The following is a 14839-nucleotide window of genomic DNA, read 5'->3' as shown; positions in this document are numbered from 1 at the left end:
GGTCCTTCAGAGAGCGGCGTTGAGGCGGGCGAAACCGCGGTCGAGGTCGCGGATCAGGTCGTCCACGTCCTCAAGACCGGCGTGGAGGCGGATCAGCGGCCCCTCGGCCTTCCACGTGGTGGCGGTGCGGATGGCGCCCGGATGCACCGGCAGGATTAGGCTTTCGAAGCCGCCCCAGGAATAGCCCATGCCGAACAGCTCCATGCCGTCGAGCATGGCGGCCAGGGCCGCCTTCGGTACCGCCTTGAACTCGGCGGCGAACAGGCCGCTGGCGCCGGTGAAGTCACGCTTCCACAGCGCGTGGCCGGCGTCGCCCGGGCGGGCGGGGTGGAGGACGCGCGTGACCTCCGGCCGCGCGGCCAGCCAGTCGGCCAGCGCGAGCGAGGTCTCCTGGTGCCGCTTCAGGCGCACGCCCATGGTGCGCAGACCGCGCAGACCAAGGTACATGTCGTCCGGACCGGCGCAGGTGCCGAAGCGGACGGCGGTCTTCTTGACGGCCGGCCAAGCCTCCTCGCTGCACACCATCAGGCCGAGCATCGCGTCGGCGTGGCCGACGATGTACTTGGTGGCGGCGTGGATGGAGACGTCCACGCCATGCTCGAACGGCTTGAAGTACAGCGGCGTCGCCCAGGTGTTGTCGAGCAGCACGGTGGCGCCGGCGGCCTTCGCGGCCTTGGCGATGGCCGGCACGTCCTGCACCTCGAAGGTCAGCGAGCCCGGCGATTCGAGGTAGACGACCGACGTGTTGGGACGGATCAGAGCGGTGATGCCGGATCCCACCAGCGGGTCGTAGTACTCGATCTCCACACCGTAGCGCGTCAGCACGTCGTTGCAGAAGCGCCGGGTCGGCCCGTAGGCGCTGTCGGTCATCAGGACGTGATCTCCGGCCTTGGTGAAGGCGCTGAGCGCGGTGGCGATTGCGGCGAGGCCGGAAGCCGCGGTCACCGCGCGGTAGCCGCCCTCCACCGCCGCCACCGCCTCCTCGAAGGCGTGGCTGGTGGGCGTGCCGACGCGGCCGTAGTTGATGATCTCGAACGGGTTGCGGTCGCTGGCCTCCAGCGCCTCGAGCGTCGGGAACAGCACGGTCGAGGCGTGGTACACGGGCGGGTTGATGATCCCGAAGTTGGCCTGCGGGTTCCGGCCGGCGTGGGAGAGCAGGGTGTCGGGCTTGGCGTCCCTGGCGTTCTTCATCGGGCGACCTTGGTTCGGCGAAACGGAAAGGGCGGGCATCTTGGCACCGCGGACACGCGCGGGCCACTGGGATTCTTGCGGTTTTCCCGCGACGGAAGATTCGACAACGCCCGCGGTCTTGCTACACTCCTACACAAGCGCCGGCCGTCTCCCGCCTGGGCAGCGGATCGGCGCAGATAGAGACCGAATGAAAAGCTTTAAGGACAGGGTGGAGCAATCAATCATGAAAGCGGGAATTCTCGCCGCGGCTGCGGCCGCCTTCACGTTCGCCGTCGCCGGCGGTGCCCAGGCCGGCGCCACGCTCGACGCGGTCAAGGCCAAGGGTTTCGTGCAGTGCGGCGTCAACGCCGGCCTGCCCGGATTCGCCAGCCCCGATAGCGCGGGCAACTGGACTGGCCTGGACGTCGATTACTGCCGCGCGGTCGCCGTGGCGCTGTTCAACGATCCGCAGAAGGTCAAGTTCACGCCGCTGTCCGCGCAGCAACGCTTCCCGGCCATCCAGTCGGGCGAGGTGGACCTGCTGTCGCGCAACACCACCTGGACGCTGACCCGCGACACCTCGGTGGGCCTGAACTTCGCCCCGGTCACCTACTACGACGGCCAGGGTTTCATGGTCGCCAAGAAGCTCGGCGTGAAGAGCGCCAAGGAGCTGAACGGCGCGACCGTCTGCGTGCAGTCCGGCACCACGACCGAGCTGAACCTGGCGGACTACTTCCGCTCCAACAACATGAGCTACAACCCCGTCGTCATCGAGAACAACGACGAGGTGAACGCGGCCTTCTTCGCCGGCCGCTGCGACGTGCTGACCACCGACGCCTCGCAGCTGGCGTCCACCCGCGCCTCGGTGGCGCCGAAGCCCGACGACTACGTCATCCTGCCGGAGATCATCTCCAAGGAGCCGCTGGCCCCCGCCGTCCGTCACGGCGACGACGCCTGGTACGACATCGTCAAGTGGGTGGTGTACGCCACCATCCAGGCTGAAGAATCGGGCATCACCTCGAAGAACGTCGACGAGCACCTGAACTCCAAGAACCCCGAGATCCAGCGCCTGCTGGGCGTCTCGGCGGGCATGGGCAAGGCGCTCGGCGTCGATGAGAAGTGGGCCTACAACATCATCAAGAAGGTCGGCAACTACAGCGAGATCTTCGAGCGCAACGTCGGCATGAGCACGCCGCTGAAGCTCGAGCGTGGTCTCAACGGGTTGTGGACCAAGGGCGGCCTGCAGTACGCCATGCCGATCCGGTAACGCGCGACGGCCGGCCCGCCGTCGTTCCCCAGGGAGCGCGGCGGGCCGGCGGTTCCGCACCCGGTTCGTGCCCTCAGCGCAACGGAGCGTATGTTGGCCACCCACACGCAGGACAGCGGGCGGGCGCCCTCGCGCCTGTCCTTGAACGACCCGACCGTACGCGCGATCTTCTTCCAGGTCCTGGTGATCGGCGGGGTGCTGGCGCTTGCCTTCTTCCTCGTCTCGAACACGTTGGACAACCTGGAACGCCGCGCCATCGCCACGGGCTTCCATTTCCTCGAGCGCGAAGCCTCCTTCGGCATCGGCGAGAGCATCATCGACTATTCGCCGAAGGACACCTACGGCAAGGCGTTCGTCGTCGGCGTGCTGAACACCCTGAAGGTGTCGGTGATCGGCATCGTGCTGGCGACCATCATCGGCACGCTGATCGGTGTCGCACGCCTGTCCACCAACTGGCTGCTGGCGCGGCTGGCGACGGCGTACGTGGAGGTCATCCGCAACATCCCGCCGCTGCTCCAGCTGTTCGTCTGGTACCAGGTGATCACCGAGAGCATGCCGCCGGTGCGGCAGGCGCTCAATCCGCTGCCCGGCGTGTTCCTCAGCCAGCGCGGCATCACGGTTCCGGTTCCCGCCTCCGACCCGGTGTGGACCTGGGTGTTCGTCGCGTTCCTGCTGGGCTTCATCGCCTCGGTCATCATGGGCAAGTGGGCGAGGATCCGGCAGGCGGCCACCGGCCAGCCGTTCCCGGTGCTCGGCATGTCGCTGGTGCTGATCCTCGGCCTGCCGCTGATCGCCTACGTCGCCGGCGGCGCGCCGTCGGTGATGGACGTGCCGCAACTGCAGGGCTTCAACTTCCGCGGCGGCCTCGTGCTGTCGCCGGAGTTCGCGGCGATCCTGTTCGGCCTGTCGATCTACACCGCGGCCTTCATCGCCGAGATCGTGCGCGGCGGCATCCTCGCCGTCAGCCACGGGCAAAGCGAGGCGGCGGCGGCGCTGGGGCTGAAGCGGGGGCTGGCGCTGCGTCTGGTGATCCTGCCGCAGGCGCTGCGCGTCATCGTGCCGCCGACGACCAGCCAATTCCTGAACCTGACCAAGAACAGCTCGCTGGCGCTCGCCATCGGCTACCCGGACCTGGTGTCGATCCTCAACACCACGATCAACCAGACCGGGCAGGCGATCGAGGGCGTGGCGATGATCATGGGCAGCTATCTGGCGATCAGCCTGAGCATCTCGCTGTTCATGAACTGGTACAACAAGCGCATTGCGCTGGTGGAGCGCTGAGCCATGGCCGGACACGTGGATACTGCGTCCAGCACCGCCGTCGAACGGCCGCCGGCACTGTCGCTCGGCCCGATCGGCTGGGCGCGCGCGAACCTGTTCAACACCTGGTACAACGCCATCCTAACGGTGCTGATCGGCTGGGCGATCATCAGCGTCGTGCCGCCCCTGTTCCGCTGGGCGATCGTCAACGCCGCGGGCTTCGACGCCACCTCGCCGCAGTGCCGACAGGCGGCCGGCGCCTGCTGGGCTTTCGTCAACGAGAAGATGCGCTTCATCCTGTTCGGCACCTTCCCCTATGCCGAACAGTGGCGCCCGCTGCTCGCCACCGCGATCATCGTCGCCACCCTGGCCGCCGCCGCCAACCGCCGCTTCTGGAAGCCGTGGTTCGTCGCGGTGTCGCTGGGCGCGCTGGCGCTGTTCGGCGTGCTGATGTGGGGCGGGGTGCTCGGCTTGACCTACGTCGAGAACTCGCTGTGGGGCGGCCTGCCGCTGACGCTGATCCTCAGCGTGATCGGCCTTTCCGTGGCGTTCCCCTTCTCGATCCTGCTGGCGCTCGGCCGGCGGTCGAACATGCCGGCGATCAAGGCGATCTGCGTCGCCTACATCGAGCTGATCCGCGGCGTGCCGCTGGTCAGCCTGCTGTTCATGGCGTCGGTCATGCTGCCGCTGTTCCTGCCCACGGGCGTGAACATCGACAAGCTGCTGCGCGCCCTGGTCGCCTTCATCCTGTTCGAGGCGGCCTACATGGCCGAGGCCATCCGCGGCGGCCTGCAGGCCATGCCGAAGGGGCAGTACGAGGCGGCCGACGCGCTCGGCCTGACCTACTGGCAGGCGATGCGCAAGATCATCCTGCCGCAGGCGCTGGCGATCTCCATCCCGCCGCTGGTCAACACCTTCATCAGCACCTTCAAGGACACGTCGCTGGTGATCATCATCGGCCTCTACGACCTGCTCGGCACCGCCAAGGCGGCGCTGTCCGACCCGGCGTGGCGCGGCTTCTACCGCGAGGCGTACCTGTTCATCGGCGTCATCTACTGGTGCTTCTGCTACTCCATGTCGCGGTACAGCCGCTGGCTGGAGCAGGACCTCAACCGCGGCCACAAGCGCTAAGGGAGTTTTCAGGCCATGGCCACCACCATTCCGCAGGCGCGCACCGCCGCGGGCGAGGAGATCATCCAGTGCCTGGGCGTGCACAAGTGGTACGGCGAGTTCCACGTGCTGCGCGACATCAACCTGTCCGTCACCAAGGGCGAACGCATCGTGATCTGCGGCCCGTCGGGTTCGGGCAAGTCGACGCTGATCCGCTGCCTCAACCGGCTTGAGGAGCACCAGAAGGGCTCCATCGTCATCGACGGCATCGAGCTGACCGGCAACCTGAAGAACATCGAGCTGGTCCGCCGCGAGGTCGGCATGGTGTTCCAGCACTTCAACCTGTTCCCGCACCTGACGGTGCTGGAGAACTGCACGCTGGCCCCGATCTGGGTGCGCAAGAAGCCGCGCGCCGAGGCCGAGGCCTCCGCCATGAAGTACCTGGAGCGCGTGCGCATCGCCGACCAAGCGCGCAAGTACCCGGGGCAGCTGTCCGGCGGCCAGCAGCAGCGCGTGGCGATCGCCCGTTCGCTGTGCATGAACCCGAAGATCATGCTGTTCGACGAGCCGACCTCGGCCCTCGACCCGGAGATGGTCAAGGAGGTGCTGGACGTCATGGTGACGCTGGCCGAGAGCGGCATGACCATGCTGTGCGTCACCCACGAGATGGGCTTCGCCAAGTCGGTGGCCGACCGCGTCATCTTCATGGACCGCGGCGAGATCGTCGAGCAGGCGCCGCCCGAGGAGTTCTTCGCAAATCCGAAGTCGGACCGCACGAAGCTGTTCCTGAGCCAAATTCTCAACCACTAACCGATAATCGTCGCCTTTTGCCGCACCGCGTCAGGACTCTGGCGCGGTGCGGCGGATTGCGGTTGAATGGCGCGCGGCACCGCACTTCAGACCGTCTTCGGAGTGGTTTCATGGAGCTTCTGCTGCCCCGGCCCGGCCTCGGCCAGATCAAACCGTACCGGCCCGCCCAACCGCTCGGCGAGGAGCGCCCCTGGATCGACCTGTCGCTGACGGTCAACCCGCTGGGACCGAGCCCGAAGGCGCTGGCCGCCTACCGCAACGCCGCCGGCCAGATCCACCGCTACCCCGATTCCCGCCAGGAGAGCCTGCGCCGCGCCATCGCCCGACGCTACGACCTGGACGCGGCGCGCATCGTCTGCGCCGACGGTTCGGACGCGATGATCCAGCTGTTCTGTCAGGCGTACGCCGGCCCGGGCGACGAGGTGCTGTGTCACGAGCACGGTTACCAGGGCTTCCTCAAGGCGATCCGCGTCAGCGGCGCCACGCCGGTCGTCGCCAAGGAGCGCGACATGGTGGTGGATGTCGATGCGATGATCGAACGGGCCGGGGAGAGGACCAAGATCTGCTTCCTCGCCAACCCGAACAACCCCACCGGCACCTACATTCCCCTGGAGGCGGTGCAGCGCCTGCGTGCCGGGCTGCCGCCGCACGTGCTGCTGGTGCTGGACGCTGCCTATGCCGAGTTCGTCCGCCGCAACAATTACGACTGCGGCGTGGAGCTGGTGGAAAACACCGACAACACGGCGATGGTCCGCACCTTCTCGAAGATCTATGGGCTGGCCGGCCTGCGGGTGGGCTGGGCGTACGCGCCTCCCGCGGTGGTCGATGCGCTCAACCACGTGCGCGGCGCCTTCAACGTCAGCGTCCCGGCGCAGGCCGCCGCCGCCGCCGCGGTGACCGACCTCGCGCACGAAGAGGCGACCTACGCCCACAACAGCCAGTGGCTGCCCTGGCTGACGCACGAGCTGGAGCAGCTGGGCGTGCGGGTCTACCCGTCGGTGTGCAACTTCATCCTGGCGCGCATTCCCGCGGATCCGTCGCTGGGCGTGCAGCAAGTGATGGACCATCTGGCTCAGTGCAACATCCTGGTCCGCCCGTCGCAGGACTACGGCTTGCCGGATTGCCTGCGCATCACCGTCGGCAGCGAGGAGGAGAACCGCGCCCTCGTCCGTGCCCTGGCGGAGATCCTGGCATGAGGATTGGGGCATGAGCGTTGCCGACACCCCCGAGCCGCCCTACTACGCGGTGATCTTCACCTCGCTGCGCACCGAGGGCGACGACGGCTACGGCGCCATGGCTGCGGCGATGGTCGAGCTGGCCAAGCGGCAGCCCGGCTACCTCGGCATGGAGTCGGCGCGCGACGGGCTGGGCATCACCGTGTCCTATTGGAAGGACCTGGAGTCGATCGCTGCCTGGAAGGCCGACGCCAAACACTTGGCGGCCCAGCAGGCCGGCCGCGAGCGCTGGTACTCCAGCTTCAAGACCCGCATCGCGCGGGTCGAGCGGGACTACGGGTTCGAGCGCTGACGGCGGAACGGAAAAGGGGCTCCCGGACGGGAGCCCCCTGGTTCGCCGTCACCCCGCCGGCTGCGCCGGCTCGGGCTCGGGGCCGGACGGACGGTTCCGGCGCTCGCTCATGAACTGGTCGAACTCGGCCTTGTCCTTGGCGGCGCGCAGCCGTTCCAGGAAGCCCTGGAAGTCGCGCTGCTCGTCCTCGAGACGGCGGAGCGTCTCCTGACGATACTCGTCGAAGGCGCTGTTGCCGCTCGACGCGTGGTGGGCGCGGCCGGCGAAGTGACGGTCCATCGCCTCCTCCATCCGCCGCATCTTGCGCGCCCAGCGCCCGTGTCCCCAGCATCCCATCTTTCTGCTCCCTATGGTGAAGACCAGGACCGCCAGCCCGAGCGGCCACCAGACCATGAATCCGAGCACCATCAACGCGATCGATCCGGCCCGCATCAGCGCGTGGGGCGGGCCATGCCACGCGTGATACCGGTCGTCGTGTCGGAAACCTTCGTAGCGGGCAGCGCAGGACATCGGTGGCCTCGCATGTGAATGTTAATAACATTAACATAGCGAGCCCGGCCCTGGCGGTCAAGAGGGGCGTGGTCAAGAAGGGTGGGGCACCAGCGCGTCGTCGATTTCCCGCGCCCGCACGGCGGCCGGACGGCCGGCGATCCGCTCCCAATACCGCATGAAGGTGGGGCGGCGTTCGATCAGCCCGAACTGCATGGCCCAGCCCAGCGATGAGCCGAAATAGACGTCGGCGGCAGTGAAGCGGTCGCCGGTCACGTACGGGCCGGCCGCCACCGCGACCTCCAACGCGCTCAGCACGTCCTCGAAACAGCCGTAGCCGGTCATGCGCCGCCGATCCTCCGGCACCTCGACGCCGAGCGCCTTGTTGGTCACCGCCGCCTCGACCGGGCCGGCGGCGAAGAACATCCAGCGGTAATAGGGGCCGCGCCTCCGATCGCCGGGCGGCGGCGCCAGTTCCGCCTCCGGAAAGGCGTCGGCGAGATAGGCGCATATGGCGGCGGCCTCGGTGACCACGGTGTCGCCATGGCGCAGTGCCGGCACCTTTCCCATGGGGTTGACGGCGCGGTACTCGGGCGCCTTCATGCTGGTGGCGTAGTCGAGCAGCTCGGTCCGGTACGGCCGGCCGACCTCCTCCAGCATCCAGCGCACGATGCGGCCGCGGGACATCGGGTTGGTGTAGAAGACGAGGTCATCGGTCATGGTGTGCTCCTCCCCTGCGGCACGGTAGCACACCCGCCGACCGGGCGCCTCAGCCGGTGCCGCCCAGGCCGTCCAGATAGACCAGGACGCCCGCCTCCAGCAGATCCTCCGGTTCCATCGGCAGCGTGCGGCGGCCACGGTCGCCGCGTCCGAACAGCGATGCGATGCCGTGCGCCAGCGACCACACGTGCAGGGCCACCATCAGCGCCGGCGGCCGGCCCTTCGCCGGCAGGTCGGCGACCAGCCGCTCCGCCGCCTCGCGGATGACGGCGAAGGCGCGCTCGCCAGCCTGCGACAGCTCCGGGTCGGCGCCGTGCGGGATGCTCGCCTCGAACATCGCCGCGTAATAGGCGGGCTCGGTGCGGGCGAAGTGCAGGTAGGCCTTGCCCAGCCGATCCAGCCCGGCCCGCGCGGTCGGCCGGCCCTCGTCCCAGGCGGCCCGCAGCGCGGCCTCGAAGCGCTCGAAGCCGCGGCGGGCGACGTCGACCAGCAGGTCATCGCGGTCACGGAAATGCCGGTACGGCGCCGCCGCGCTGACGCCGGCGGTGCGGGCCGCCTCGGCGAAGGTGAAGCCGGACGGCCCCTTGTCGGCGATCAGCTCGAGCGCGGCGGCGACCAGGGCCTCCTTCAGGTTTCCGTGATGGTAGCCGCGCGGGCCGCCGTGCTTGGACCAGCTCATGTGAATGGTTCTTACATTAATGAAACCGGGGCGTCGAGCCTGAGGGACTCAACGCACCATCGGCACGTGTGGCGCCGCCGTGCGGGGCAGCACGCCGTCGGCGCGCGGGTCGCGCACCACGCGGGTGACGTGGCGGTTCGGCACGAAGCCCATGGACTGGTAGAGCGGCAGCGCCTTCGGGTGGTCGAAGCTGCAGGTGTTGACCACCAGCTTGCGTGTGCCGCCCTCCCACGCCATGCGGATGCCGCGGTCGAGCAGCCAGGGGCCCAGCTTCAGGCCGATGAAGTCCGGGATCAGCCCGAAATAGGCGATGTCCGTGGCGTGCGCCTCGCGCCGGTCGATCTCGACGTAGCCGGCGGGCGTGCCGGAGACGTACAGCACCTGCACCTCGACGCGCGGGTCGGTCACCGCCTCGGCCAGATCGGCATCGGCCAGGCGGCGGCGCTCGTGCCACAGCCAGGGCTCGCCCACCGTGTCATAGAGGTAGCGGTAGAACGACACCGTCGGCGGCGTCGCACGCACCAGCGCCAGCTCGCCGGCCGGCTGGGGCAGGGGAGCGTGGGTGGGTGGGCTCGTCATCTCCAGGTAGGTGATGATGACCTGAAGCTCGCCGGGGCGCGGGCCGGCGGGCACGCCGGTCCACCGGTTCAGACTGAATTTTGGAGCCATTTCTGCATCATGGTGACGGGGGAGCGGGCGTAGCCGAGCCGTTCGTAGAAGCCCTGCACGGCGGTGTTCGTCTCGCGCACCAGCAGGTGTACCTTGGGCATGCCCTGCGCGACCAGCCAGCTTTCGGCGGCGGCCACCATGGCGCGTCCGAAGCCCCGGCCGCGGCAGCCCGGATCGGTGGCGAGGTAGTAGAGCCAGCCGCGGTGGCCGTCCTGCCCGACCATCACGCTGGCCACCACCCGGCCCTGCAGTTCTCCGACCAGCAAGGCGGCCGTCGCCGGCTTGGAGCGGCACAGCGCGATGTCGGTCTCCGGGTCGTTCCACGGCACCACGAGGTTGCTGGCGCGCCACAGGGCGACGACCGAGTTGCGGTCGCCGTCCTCGTATTGCCGGATCGTCAGATTCACGGCGTGGCCGGCCCGGTCTCGATGGGAAGGTCGGGACGCAGGCCCCACTCGGCCCAGGAGCCGTCGTAGACCGCCACGTCCTCCTTGCCGGCCAGCGCAAGGCCCAGCGCCACCACGCAAGCGGTGACGCCGCTGCCGCACGACGCCACCACCGGCCGCGACAGGTCGATGCCCGCCGCCTTCGCCCGTTCGGCGATCACCGACGGGGGCAGCATCGCCTTGGTATCGGGATCGATCAGGTCGGAGAAGGGCAGGTTGCGGCTGCCGGGGATGTGGCCGGCGCGCCCGTTCGCCCAGGGCTCCGGTGCGGTCGCCTCGAAGCGCCCCGCGGCGCGGGCGTCCACCACCTGCTCGGCGAGGCTGTCCAGATTGGCCCGGACATCGTCCAGGCGGCGCAGCAGGTGCGGGCGCCGCGCCGCGGTGAAGGGCGCGGGCGCGGGGGCGGGCGGCGTGCCGGATTCGGTGGGACGGCCCTCGGCCAGCCACTTGGGCAGGCCGCCGTCCAGCACCGCCACCTTATCGTGGCCGAACAGGCGGAACAGCCACCAGACCCGCACCGCGGCCCCGGCCACGCCGTTGGCGTCGTAGGCGACCACCATCGTATCGTTGCCGATGCCCAGCGCGCCCACTTTCTCGGCAAAGCGCGCCGCGTCCGGCACCATGTGCGGCAGCGGCGCGGTGTCCGGCTGGGCGACGTCGTCGATGTCGAAGAACAGGGCGCCGGGAATGTGCCGGGCCGCGTATTCGGCGCGCTGGTCCTTGTTCTGAATCGGCATGTACCACGTGGCGTCCACCACGCGCACCGCCGGGTCGTTCAGGCGCTCGGCCAGCCAGGCGCCGGTGACGATGTGCTCCGCCATGTCGATTCCCCTCAGTCCTTCAGCGCCACGACGACGCGCCGGTTCTGCTTGCCCTTGTTCTCGATCTTCACCACTTCGACCGGGCCGATCTCGCCGGTGTGGGTGACGTGGGTGCCGCCGCAGGGTTGCAGGTCCACCCCGTCGATGTCGAGCAGCCGCACGCGCCCATAGCCCACCGGCGGTTTCACCGTCATGGTGCGCACCAGTTCGGGCTGGGCCTCCAGCTCGGCGTCGGTGATCCAGCGCGGGGCGACCGCGTGGTCCGCCTCGATCAGCCGGTTGATGGCGGCGGAGATCGCTTCCTTGTCCAGGCTCTCGGTGGGGACGTTGAAGTCGACGCGGCTGCGGTCGAAGCCGATCTGCGCCCCGGTGATCGAGCCGGGAACCACCGCGCACACCAGATGCAGCAGCGTGTGCATGCGCATGAACCGGTGGCGGCGTTCCCAGTCGATCTCGGCCTCGACCGGAGCGCCCTCGACCGGCAGCCGCGCGCCCTCGGCCGGGACGTGGATGATGTCGTCCGGGCCGTTGTCGCCCTTGACGGTGTCGACGATGGTCACCGCCCCGCCGGGGTAACGCAGCACGCCGGTGTCGCCCGGCTGGCCGCCACTGTTGGCGTAGAACACCGTGCGGTCCAGGCGGATGCCGCGCTCGTCCACCGAGGTGACGGTCGCCGTGCAGGACCGCGCGTAGGCGTCGTCGCGGAAGATCAGTTCCAAGGTGCCCCTCCCGTCTTTCGTTGGGAGAGGCTAGCACACCGCGCGGCTACATCCAGTCCGGAACCGGCAGGTTCTTCTCGCGCAGGAACTCCGGGTTGAACAGCTTGGACTGGTAGCGCTGGCCGCCGTCGCAGAGGATGGTGACGACGGTGTGGCCCGGCCCAAGATTGCGCGCGATGCGGATCGCCGCCGCGACGTTGATGCCGGACGAGCCGCCCAGCACCAGCCCCTGCGTCTTGATCAGGTCGAAGAGGACGGGCAGCGCCTCGTCGTCGGTGATCTGCAGCGCGTCGTCCACCGGCGCGCCCTCCAGGTTGGCGGTGATCCGGCCCTGGCCGATTCCTTCGGTGATGGACGAGCCCTCGGCCTTCAGTTCGCCGTGCTTGTAATGGCTGAACAGCGCGGCGCCCATCGGGTCGGCCAGCACGATGCGGACGTTCGGGTCGCGCTCCTTCAGCGCCATGCCGACGCCGGCCAGCGTGCCGCCGGAACCGACGGCGCAGGTGAACGCGTCGATGCGGCCGCCGGTCTGCTCCCAGATCTCCGGGCCGGTGGTCTCGTAATGGCCCTGGCGGTTGGCGACGTTGTCGAACTGGTTGGCCCAGATCGCGCCGTTCGGCTCGGTCCTCGCCAGATCCTCGGCGAGGCGGCCGGAATAGCGGACGTAGTTGTTCGGGTCCTTGTACGGCACCGCCGGAACGAGCCGGAGGTCGGCGCCGCACAGGCGCAGCATGTCCTTCTTCTCCTGACTCTGGGTCTCCGGCATGACGATGACGGTGCGGTAGCCCAGCGCGTTGCCGACCAGCGCCAACCCGATGCCGGTGTTGCCCGCTGTGCCCTCGACGATGGTGCCGCCAGGGCGCAGCAGGCCGCGCCGCTCCGCGTCGCGCACGATGGCGATGGCGGCGCGGTCCTTCACCGAGCCGCCGGGATTCAGGAACTCGGCCTTGCCGAGGATCTCGCAGCCGGTCGCCTTCGACGGCCCCTCCAGGCGGATGAGCGGCGTGTTGCCGATGGTCCCGATGAAGCCGTCGCGCACGTCCACGGCGCCTCTCCTTGATACGGTTTCGCGTTAGCCACAAAGAAGTATCGGGATTGCGGCGCGCGGATCAAGGTCGCGTTGTGAAATGCAGCGTTTCACGTTTTTATGTCGTGATTACCGCGTCCGCCAACGCTCCCGCAGGGAATCGCGGTGCCGCGCCAGCCAGCCCAGTGCGATGATGGCGACGGAGTTGGTCAGGCGGTTCCCGTCGAGCAGCTTGATCGCCTCGTCGGTCGGCACGACGGAGACGCGGATGTCCTCATGCTCCTCGGCGAGGCCGCCGCTGGTCCCGACGTTGGAGGCATCGACGCGGCCGACGTAGAGCGTCACGAACTCCGACAGGATGCCGGGGCTGGGGTAGAAGTCGTAGATCTTCTCCAGGTCCCGCACGGTGCAGCCGGCCTCCTCCTCGGATTCGCGGCGGGCAACGTCCTCGGGAGTCTCGTCGCCATCCAGCATGCCGGCCACTACCTCGGTCAACCAGGCCGGACCGCGGGCCGCCGCCGCTGCGACGCGGAATTGCTCGATCAGTACCACCGCATCGCGGTCGGGGTCGTACAGCAGGACGCCGACGGCGTGGCCGCGCACGCAGACCTCGCGCGAGGGCAGCTCGTCGGTCCAGGTTCCGTCGAACTTCTTGTGCTTCAGCCGGTAAACGTCGACCTGCAGGTAGCCCTGGTAGCCGGTCTTTCGTTCGATCACCTCGATGTCCGGGTGGTCCATGCGCCTGCTCCTCCGCGTGTGGTGCGGATTGGGATGTAGCGCATCCGGCGCCGCTGGTCAGTAGGTCGGGTTCAGCCGCAGGTGCCTCAGGCGATCGGCCGAGGTGACAGTGACCGGTTGCACCTGGGCGCCGCGCATCACCTCCAGCGGCACGGCGACGCCGGCCGGCCCGAGCGCCCAGAGCTTGCGGTAGAAGTCGGCCAGCGTGCTGAAACGCTGTCCGCCGACACCGACGATCTGGTCGCCGGGCCGGACGCCGGCCGATTCGGCGGGGCTGCGTGGGGTGACCCGCTCCACCAGCAGGCGGCCCTGCTCCTCGCGCACGTTGACGCCCAGCCAGGGGCGCGGTGTGTCCTGGCGGCGGCCGTAGGCCAGCAGGTCACCGAAGATCGGCTCGAGCGCCGACACCGGGACGAACATGTTGCCGGCCATCCGCTGCCCGGGCACCGCGTCGCCGACGATCAGCGAGCCGATACCGACCAGCCGTCCCGTCCCGTCCACCAGCGCCGCGCCGCCGAACGCCGGGTGCGGCGGACTGGTGAAGATCGCCTCGTCCAGCAGGTATTCCCAATAGCCGGCGAACTCGCGCCGATCGACGACGCGAACGGGCAGGGCGGTGCTGCCGCCGGCGCGGCTGAGCACCACCGCCGCGTCGCCCGTCTTCAGCCCGCCGGCATTGCCGAGTCGCAGCGGCGGCGCCTTGAAGCCGAACCCGGCGCGCACCATTCCGAAGCCGCTGACCTGGTCGTAGGCGACGAACTCCGCCGGGTAGCTGCGCCCCTCGGAGTCGGTGACCTTCAGCTGCGCGCCCTCCATGATCAGGTAGCCGATGGTCAGGATCAGGCCGTTGCCGTCGATCACCGCGCCGGTGCCGGCGCGCTCGGTGCCCAGCGTGCGGGCGCTCTGCGAATCCGGCGGCGTGGTGACGTCGATGCGGACGATGGCGCGCATCAGCGCCGCGGCGTCGGGCTTCACATCCCCGTCGGCGGCGCTGGTGGGAAGAGAGGCGAGGATCAGCAGGAGGAACGCTCCGACAATCCGCTGCACGTCGCGCATGTCGCCCTCCATGGCGGTCCGCGTTGCCCCATCAGGAAAGATGATGATGACACGGCGCGCATCAAGCGGCGGAAACCTTCGGCACTGCCGATGTGTTCACGAAGGCGACAAGGAGGGACCGATGCCGATCACCAACGACCGTGAGCTGGAACGCGCCGTCGCCGAGTTCCAGCGCCTCAACGAGACCCCGGCCGATTCGCCGGAGGCGCGTCGCCGGCGCGAGCTGGACGCCGACATCAAGGACTATTACCAGCGCTGCTCCAACGAGATGCGGCCCGGGCGCCCGGTCTCGGATCCCGAAGGAGACTGATGCGCGAATAGGGATCGACGC

Annotated in this window: 18 protein-coding genes; 7 read left to right on the top strand and 11 right to left on the bottom strand. The window is 69.0% G+C overall.

Going from position 1 to position 14839, the window contains the following annotated elements; genetic code table 11:
- Positions 1–6: 6 nt before the first annotated feature.
- Positions 7–1191 carry a cystathionine beta-lyase gene (gene metC, locus ACRWK7_RS11885; RefSeq protein ID WP_431856429.1) on the bottom strand — a complete coding sequence of 395 codons (1185 nt, stop codon included), beginning with the start codon at positions 1189–1191 and terminating at the stop codon, positions 7–9.
- Between the two features lie 223 nt (positions 1192–1414).
- Between metC and ACRWK7_RS11880 the strand changes: the two genes are divergently transcribed.
- The 6 genes from ACRWK7_RS11880 (at position 1415) to ACRWK7_RS11855 (ending at position 7144) form a co-directional block, all read left to right on the top strand.
- A complete protein-coding gene (locus tag ACRWK7_RS11880) occupies positions 1415–2437 on the top strand; it encodes an amino acid ABC transporter substrate-binding protein (RefSeq protein ID WP_431856428.1) in 1023 nt (340 codons plus the stop codon).
- Between the two features lie 90 nt (positions 2438–2527).
- The gene (locus ACRWK7_RS11875) at positions 2528–3718 is read left to right on the top strand and encodes an amino acid ABC transporter permease (protein ID WP_431856427.1); all 1191 of its coding nucleotides are present in this window, start codon (positions 2528–2530) and stop codon (positions 3716–3718) included.
- Positions 3719–3721: 3 nt separating this feature from the next.
- Entirely contained in the window at positions 3722–4828 is a 1107-nt protein-coding gene (locus ACRWK7_RS11870; RefSeq protein WP_431856426.1) for an ABC transporter permease subunit, read from the top strand.
- A gap of 15 nt (positions 4829–4843) precedes the next feature.
- On the top strand, positions 4844–5617 hold the full coding sequence (locus tag ACRWK7_RS11865) for an amino acid ABC transporter ATP-binding protein (protein WP_431856425.1): 774 nt from the start codon (positions 4844–4846) through the stop codon (positions 5615–5617).
- Between the two features lie 110 nt (positions 5618–5727).
- Positions 5728–6813: a histidinol-phosphate transaminase gene (gene hisC, locus ACRWK7_RS11860; RefSeq protein ID WP_431856424.1), complete on the top strand. Its 1086-nt coding sequence runs from the start codon at positions 5728–5730 to the stop codon at positions 6811–6813.
- A gap of 10 nt (positions 6814–6823) precedes the next feature.
- Complete coding sequence (locus tag ACRWK7_RS11855; RefSeq protein WP_431856423.1) at positions 6824–7144, top strand: antibiotic biosynthesis monooxygenase family protein; 321 nt, start codon at positions 6824–6826, stop codon at positions 7142–7144.
- Positions 7145–7192: 48 nt separating this feature from the next.
- Here ACRWK7_RS11855 and ACRWK7_RS11850 read toward each other — a convergent pair whose 3' ends face one another.
- From ACRWK7_RS11850 to ACRWK7_RS11805, 10 genes are all read right to left on the bottom strand, one after another.
- Positions 7193–7654 carry a DUF2852 domain-containing protein gene (locus ACRWK7_RS11850; RefSeq protein WP_431856422.1) on the bottom strand — a complete coding sequence of 154 codons (462 nt, stop codon included), beginning with the start codon at positions 7652–7654 and terminating at the stop codon, positions 7193–7195.
- 72 nt (positions 7655–7726) lie between these two features.
- The gene (locus tag ACRWK7_RS11845; protein WP_431856421.1) at positions 7727–8353 is read right to left on the bottom strand and encodes a glutathione S-transferase family protein; all 627 of its coding nucleotides are present in this window, start codon (positions 8351–8353) and stop codon (positions 7727–7729) included.
- Positions 8354–8402: 49 nt separating this feature from the next.
- Positions 8403–9032 (bottom strand): TetR/AcrR family transcriptional regulator, encoded by a 630-nt coding sequence (locus tag ACRWK7_RS11840; RefSeq protein WP_431856420.1) that lies wholly within the window; start codon positions 9030–9032, stop codon positions 8403–8405.
- 48 nt (positions 9033–9080) lie between these two features.
- The gene (locus ACRWK7_RS11835; protein WP_431856418.1) at positions 9081–9701 is read right to left on the bottom strand and encodes a GNAT family N-acetyltransferase; all 621 of its coding nucleotides are present in this window, start codon (positions 9699–9701) and stop codon (positions 9081–9083) included.
- Entirely contained in the window at positions 9680–10108 is a 429-nt protein-coding gene (locus ACRWK7_RS11830; RefSeq protein ID WP_431856417.1) for a GNAT family acetyltransferase, read from the bottom strand. Before ACRWK7_RS11830 ends, ACRWK7_RS11835 begins: the two co-directional genes overlap by 22 nt.
- Positions 10105–10968, bottom strand: coding sequence for a sulfurtransferase (locus tag ACRWK7_RS11825; protein WP_431856416.1), 864 nt, complete (start codon positions 10966–10968; stop codon positions 10105–10107). The genes ACRWK7_RS11830 and ACRWK7_RS11825 overlap by 4 nt, the downstream gene beginning before the upstream one ends.
- Before the next feature lie 11 nt (positions 10969–10979).
- Entirely contained in the window at positions 10980–11687 is a 708-nt protein-coding gene (locus tag ACRWK7_RS11820) for an alanyl-tRNA editing protein (RefSeq protein WP_431856414.1), read from the bottom strand.
- A gap of 46 nt (positions 11688–11733) precedes the next feature.
- Entirely contained in the window at positions 11734–12732 is a 999-nt protein-coding gene (locus ACRWK7_RS11815; RefSeq protein ID WP_431856413.1) for a cysteine synthase A, read from the bottom strand.
- A 111-nt stretch (positions 12733–12843) separates the two neighbouring features.
- Complete coding sequence (locus ACRWK7_RS11810) at positions 12844–13452, bottom strand: NUDIX domain-containing protein (protein WP_431856412.1); 609 nt, start codon at positions 13450–13452, stop codon at positions 12844–12846.
- A 57-nt stretch (positions 13453–13509) separates the two neighbouring features.
- The gene (locus tag ACRWK7_RS11805) at positions 13510–14508 is read right to left on the bottom strand and encodes a S1C family serine protease (protein ID WP_431856411.1); all 999 of its coding nucleotides are present in this window, start codon (positions 14506–14508) and stop codon (positions 13510–13512) included.
- 121 nt (positions 14509–14629) lie between these two features.
- Between ACRWK7_RS11805 and ACRWK7_RS11800 the strand changes: the two genes are divergently transcribed.
- Entirely contained in the window at positions 14630–14818 is a 189-nt protein-coding gene (locus ACRWK7_RS11800; protein WP_431856410.1) for a hypothetical protein, read from the top strand.
- Positions 14819–14839 lie beyond the last annotated feature (21 nt).

It is taken from the genome of Azospirillum sp., from assembly GCF_050789165.1.
The sequence above is the reverse complement of the archived record's forward strand: the minus strand, read 5'-3'. Positions and strand labels throughout refer to the sequence as shown.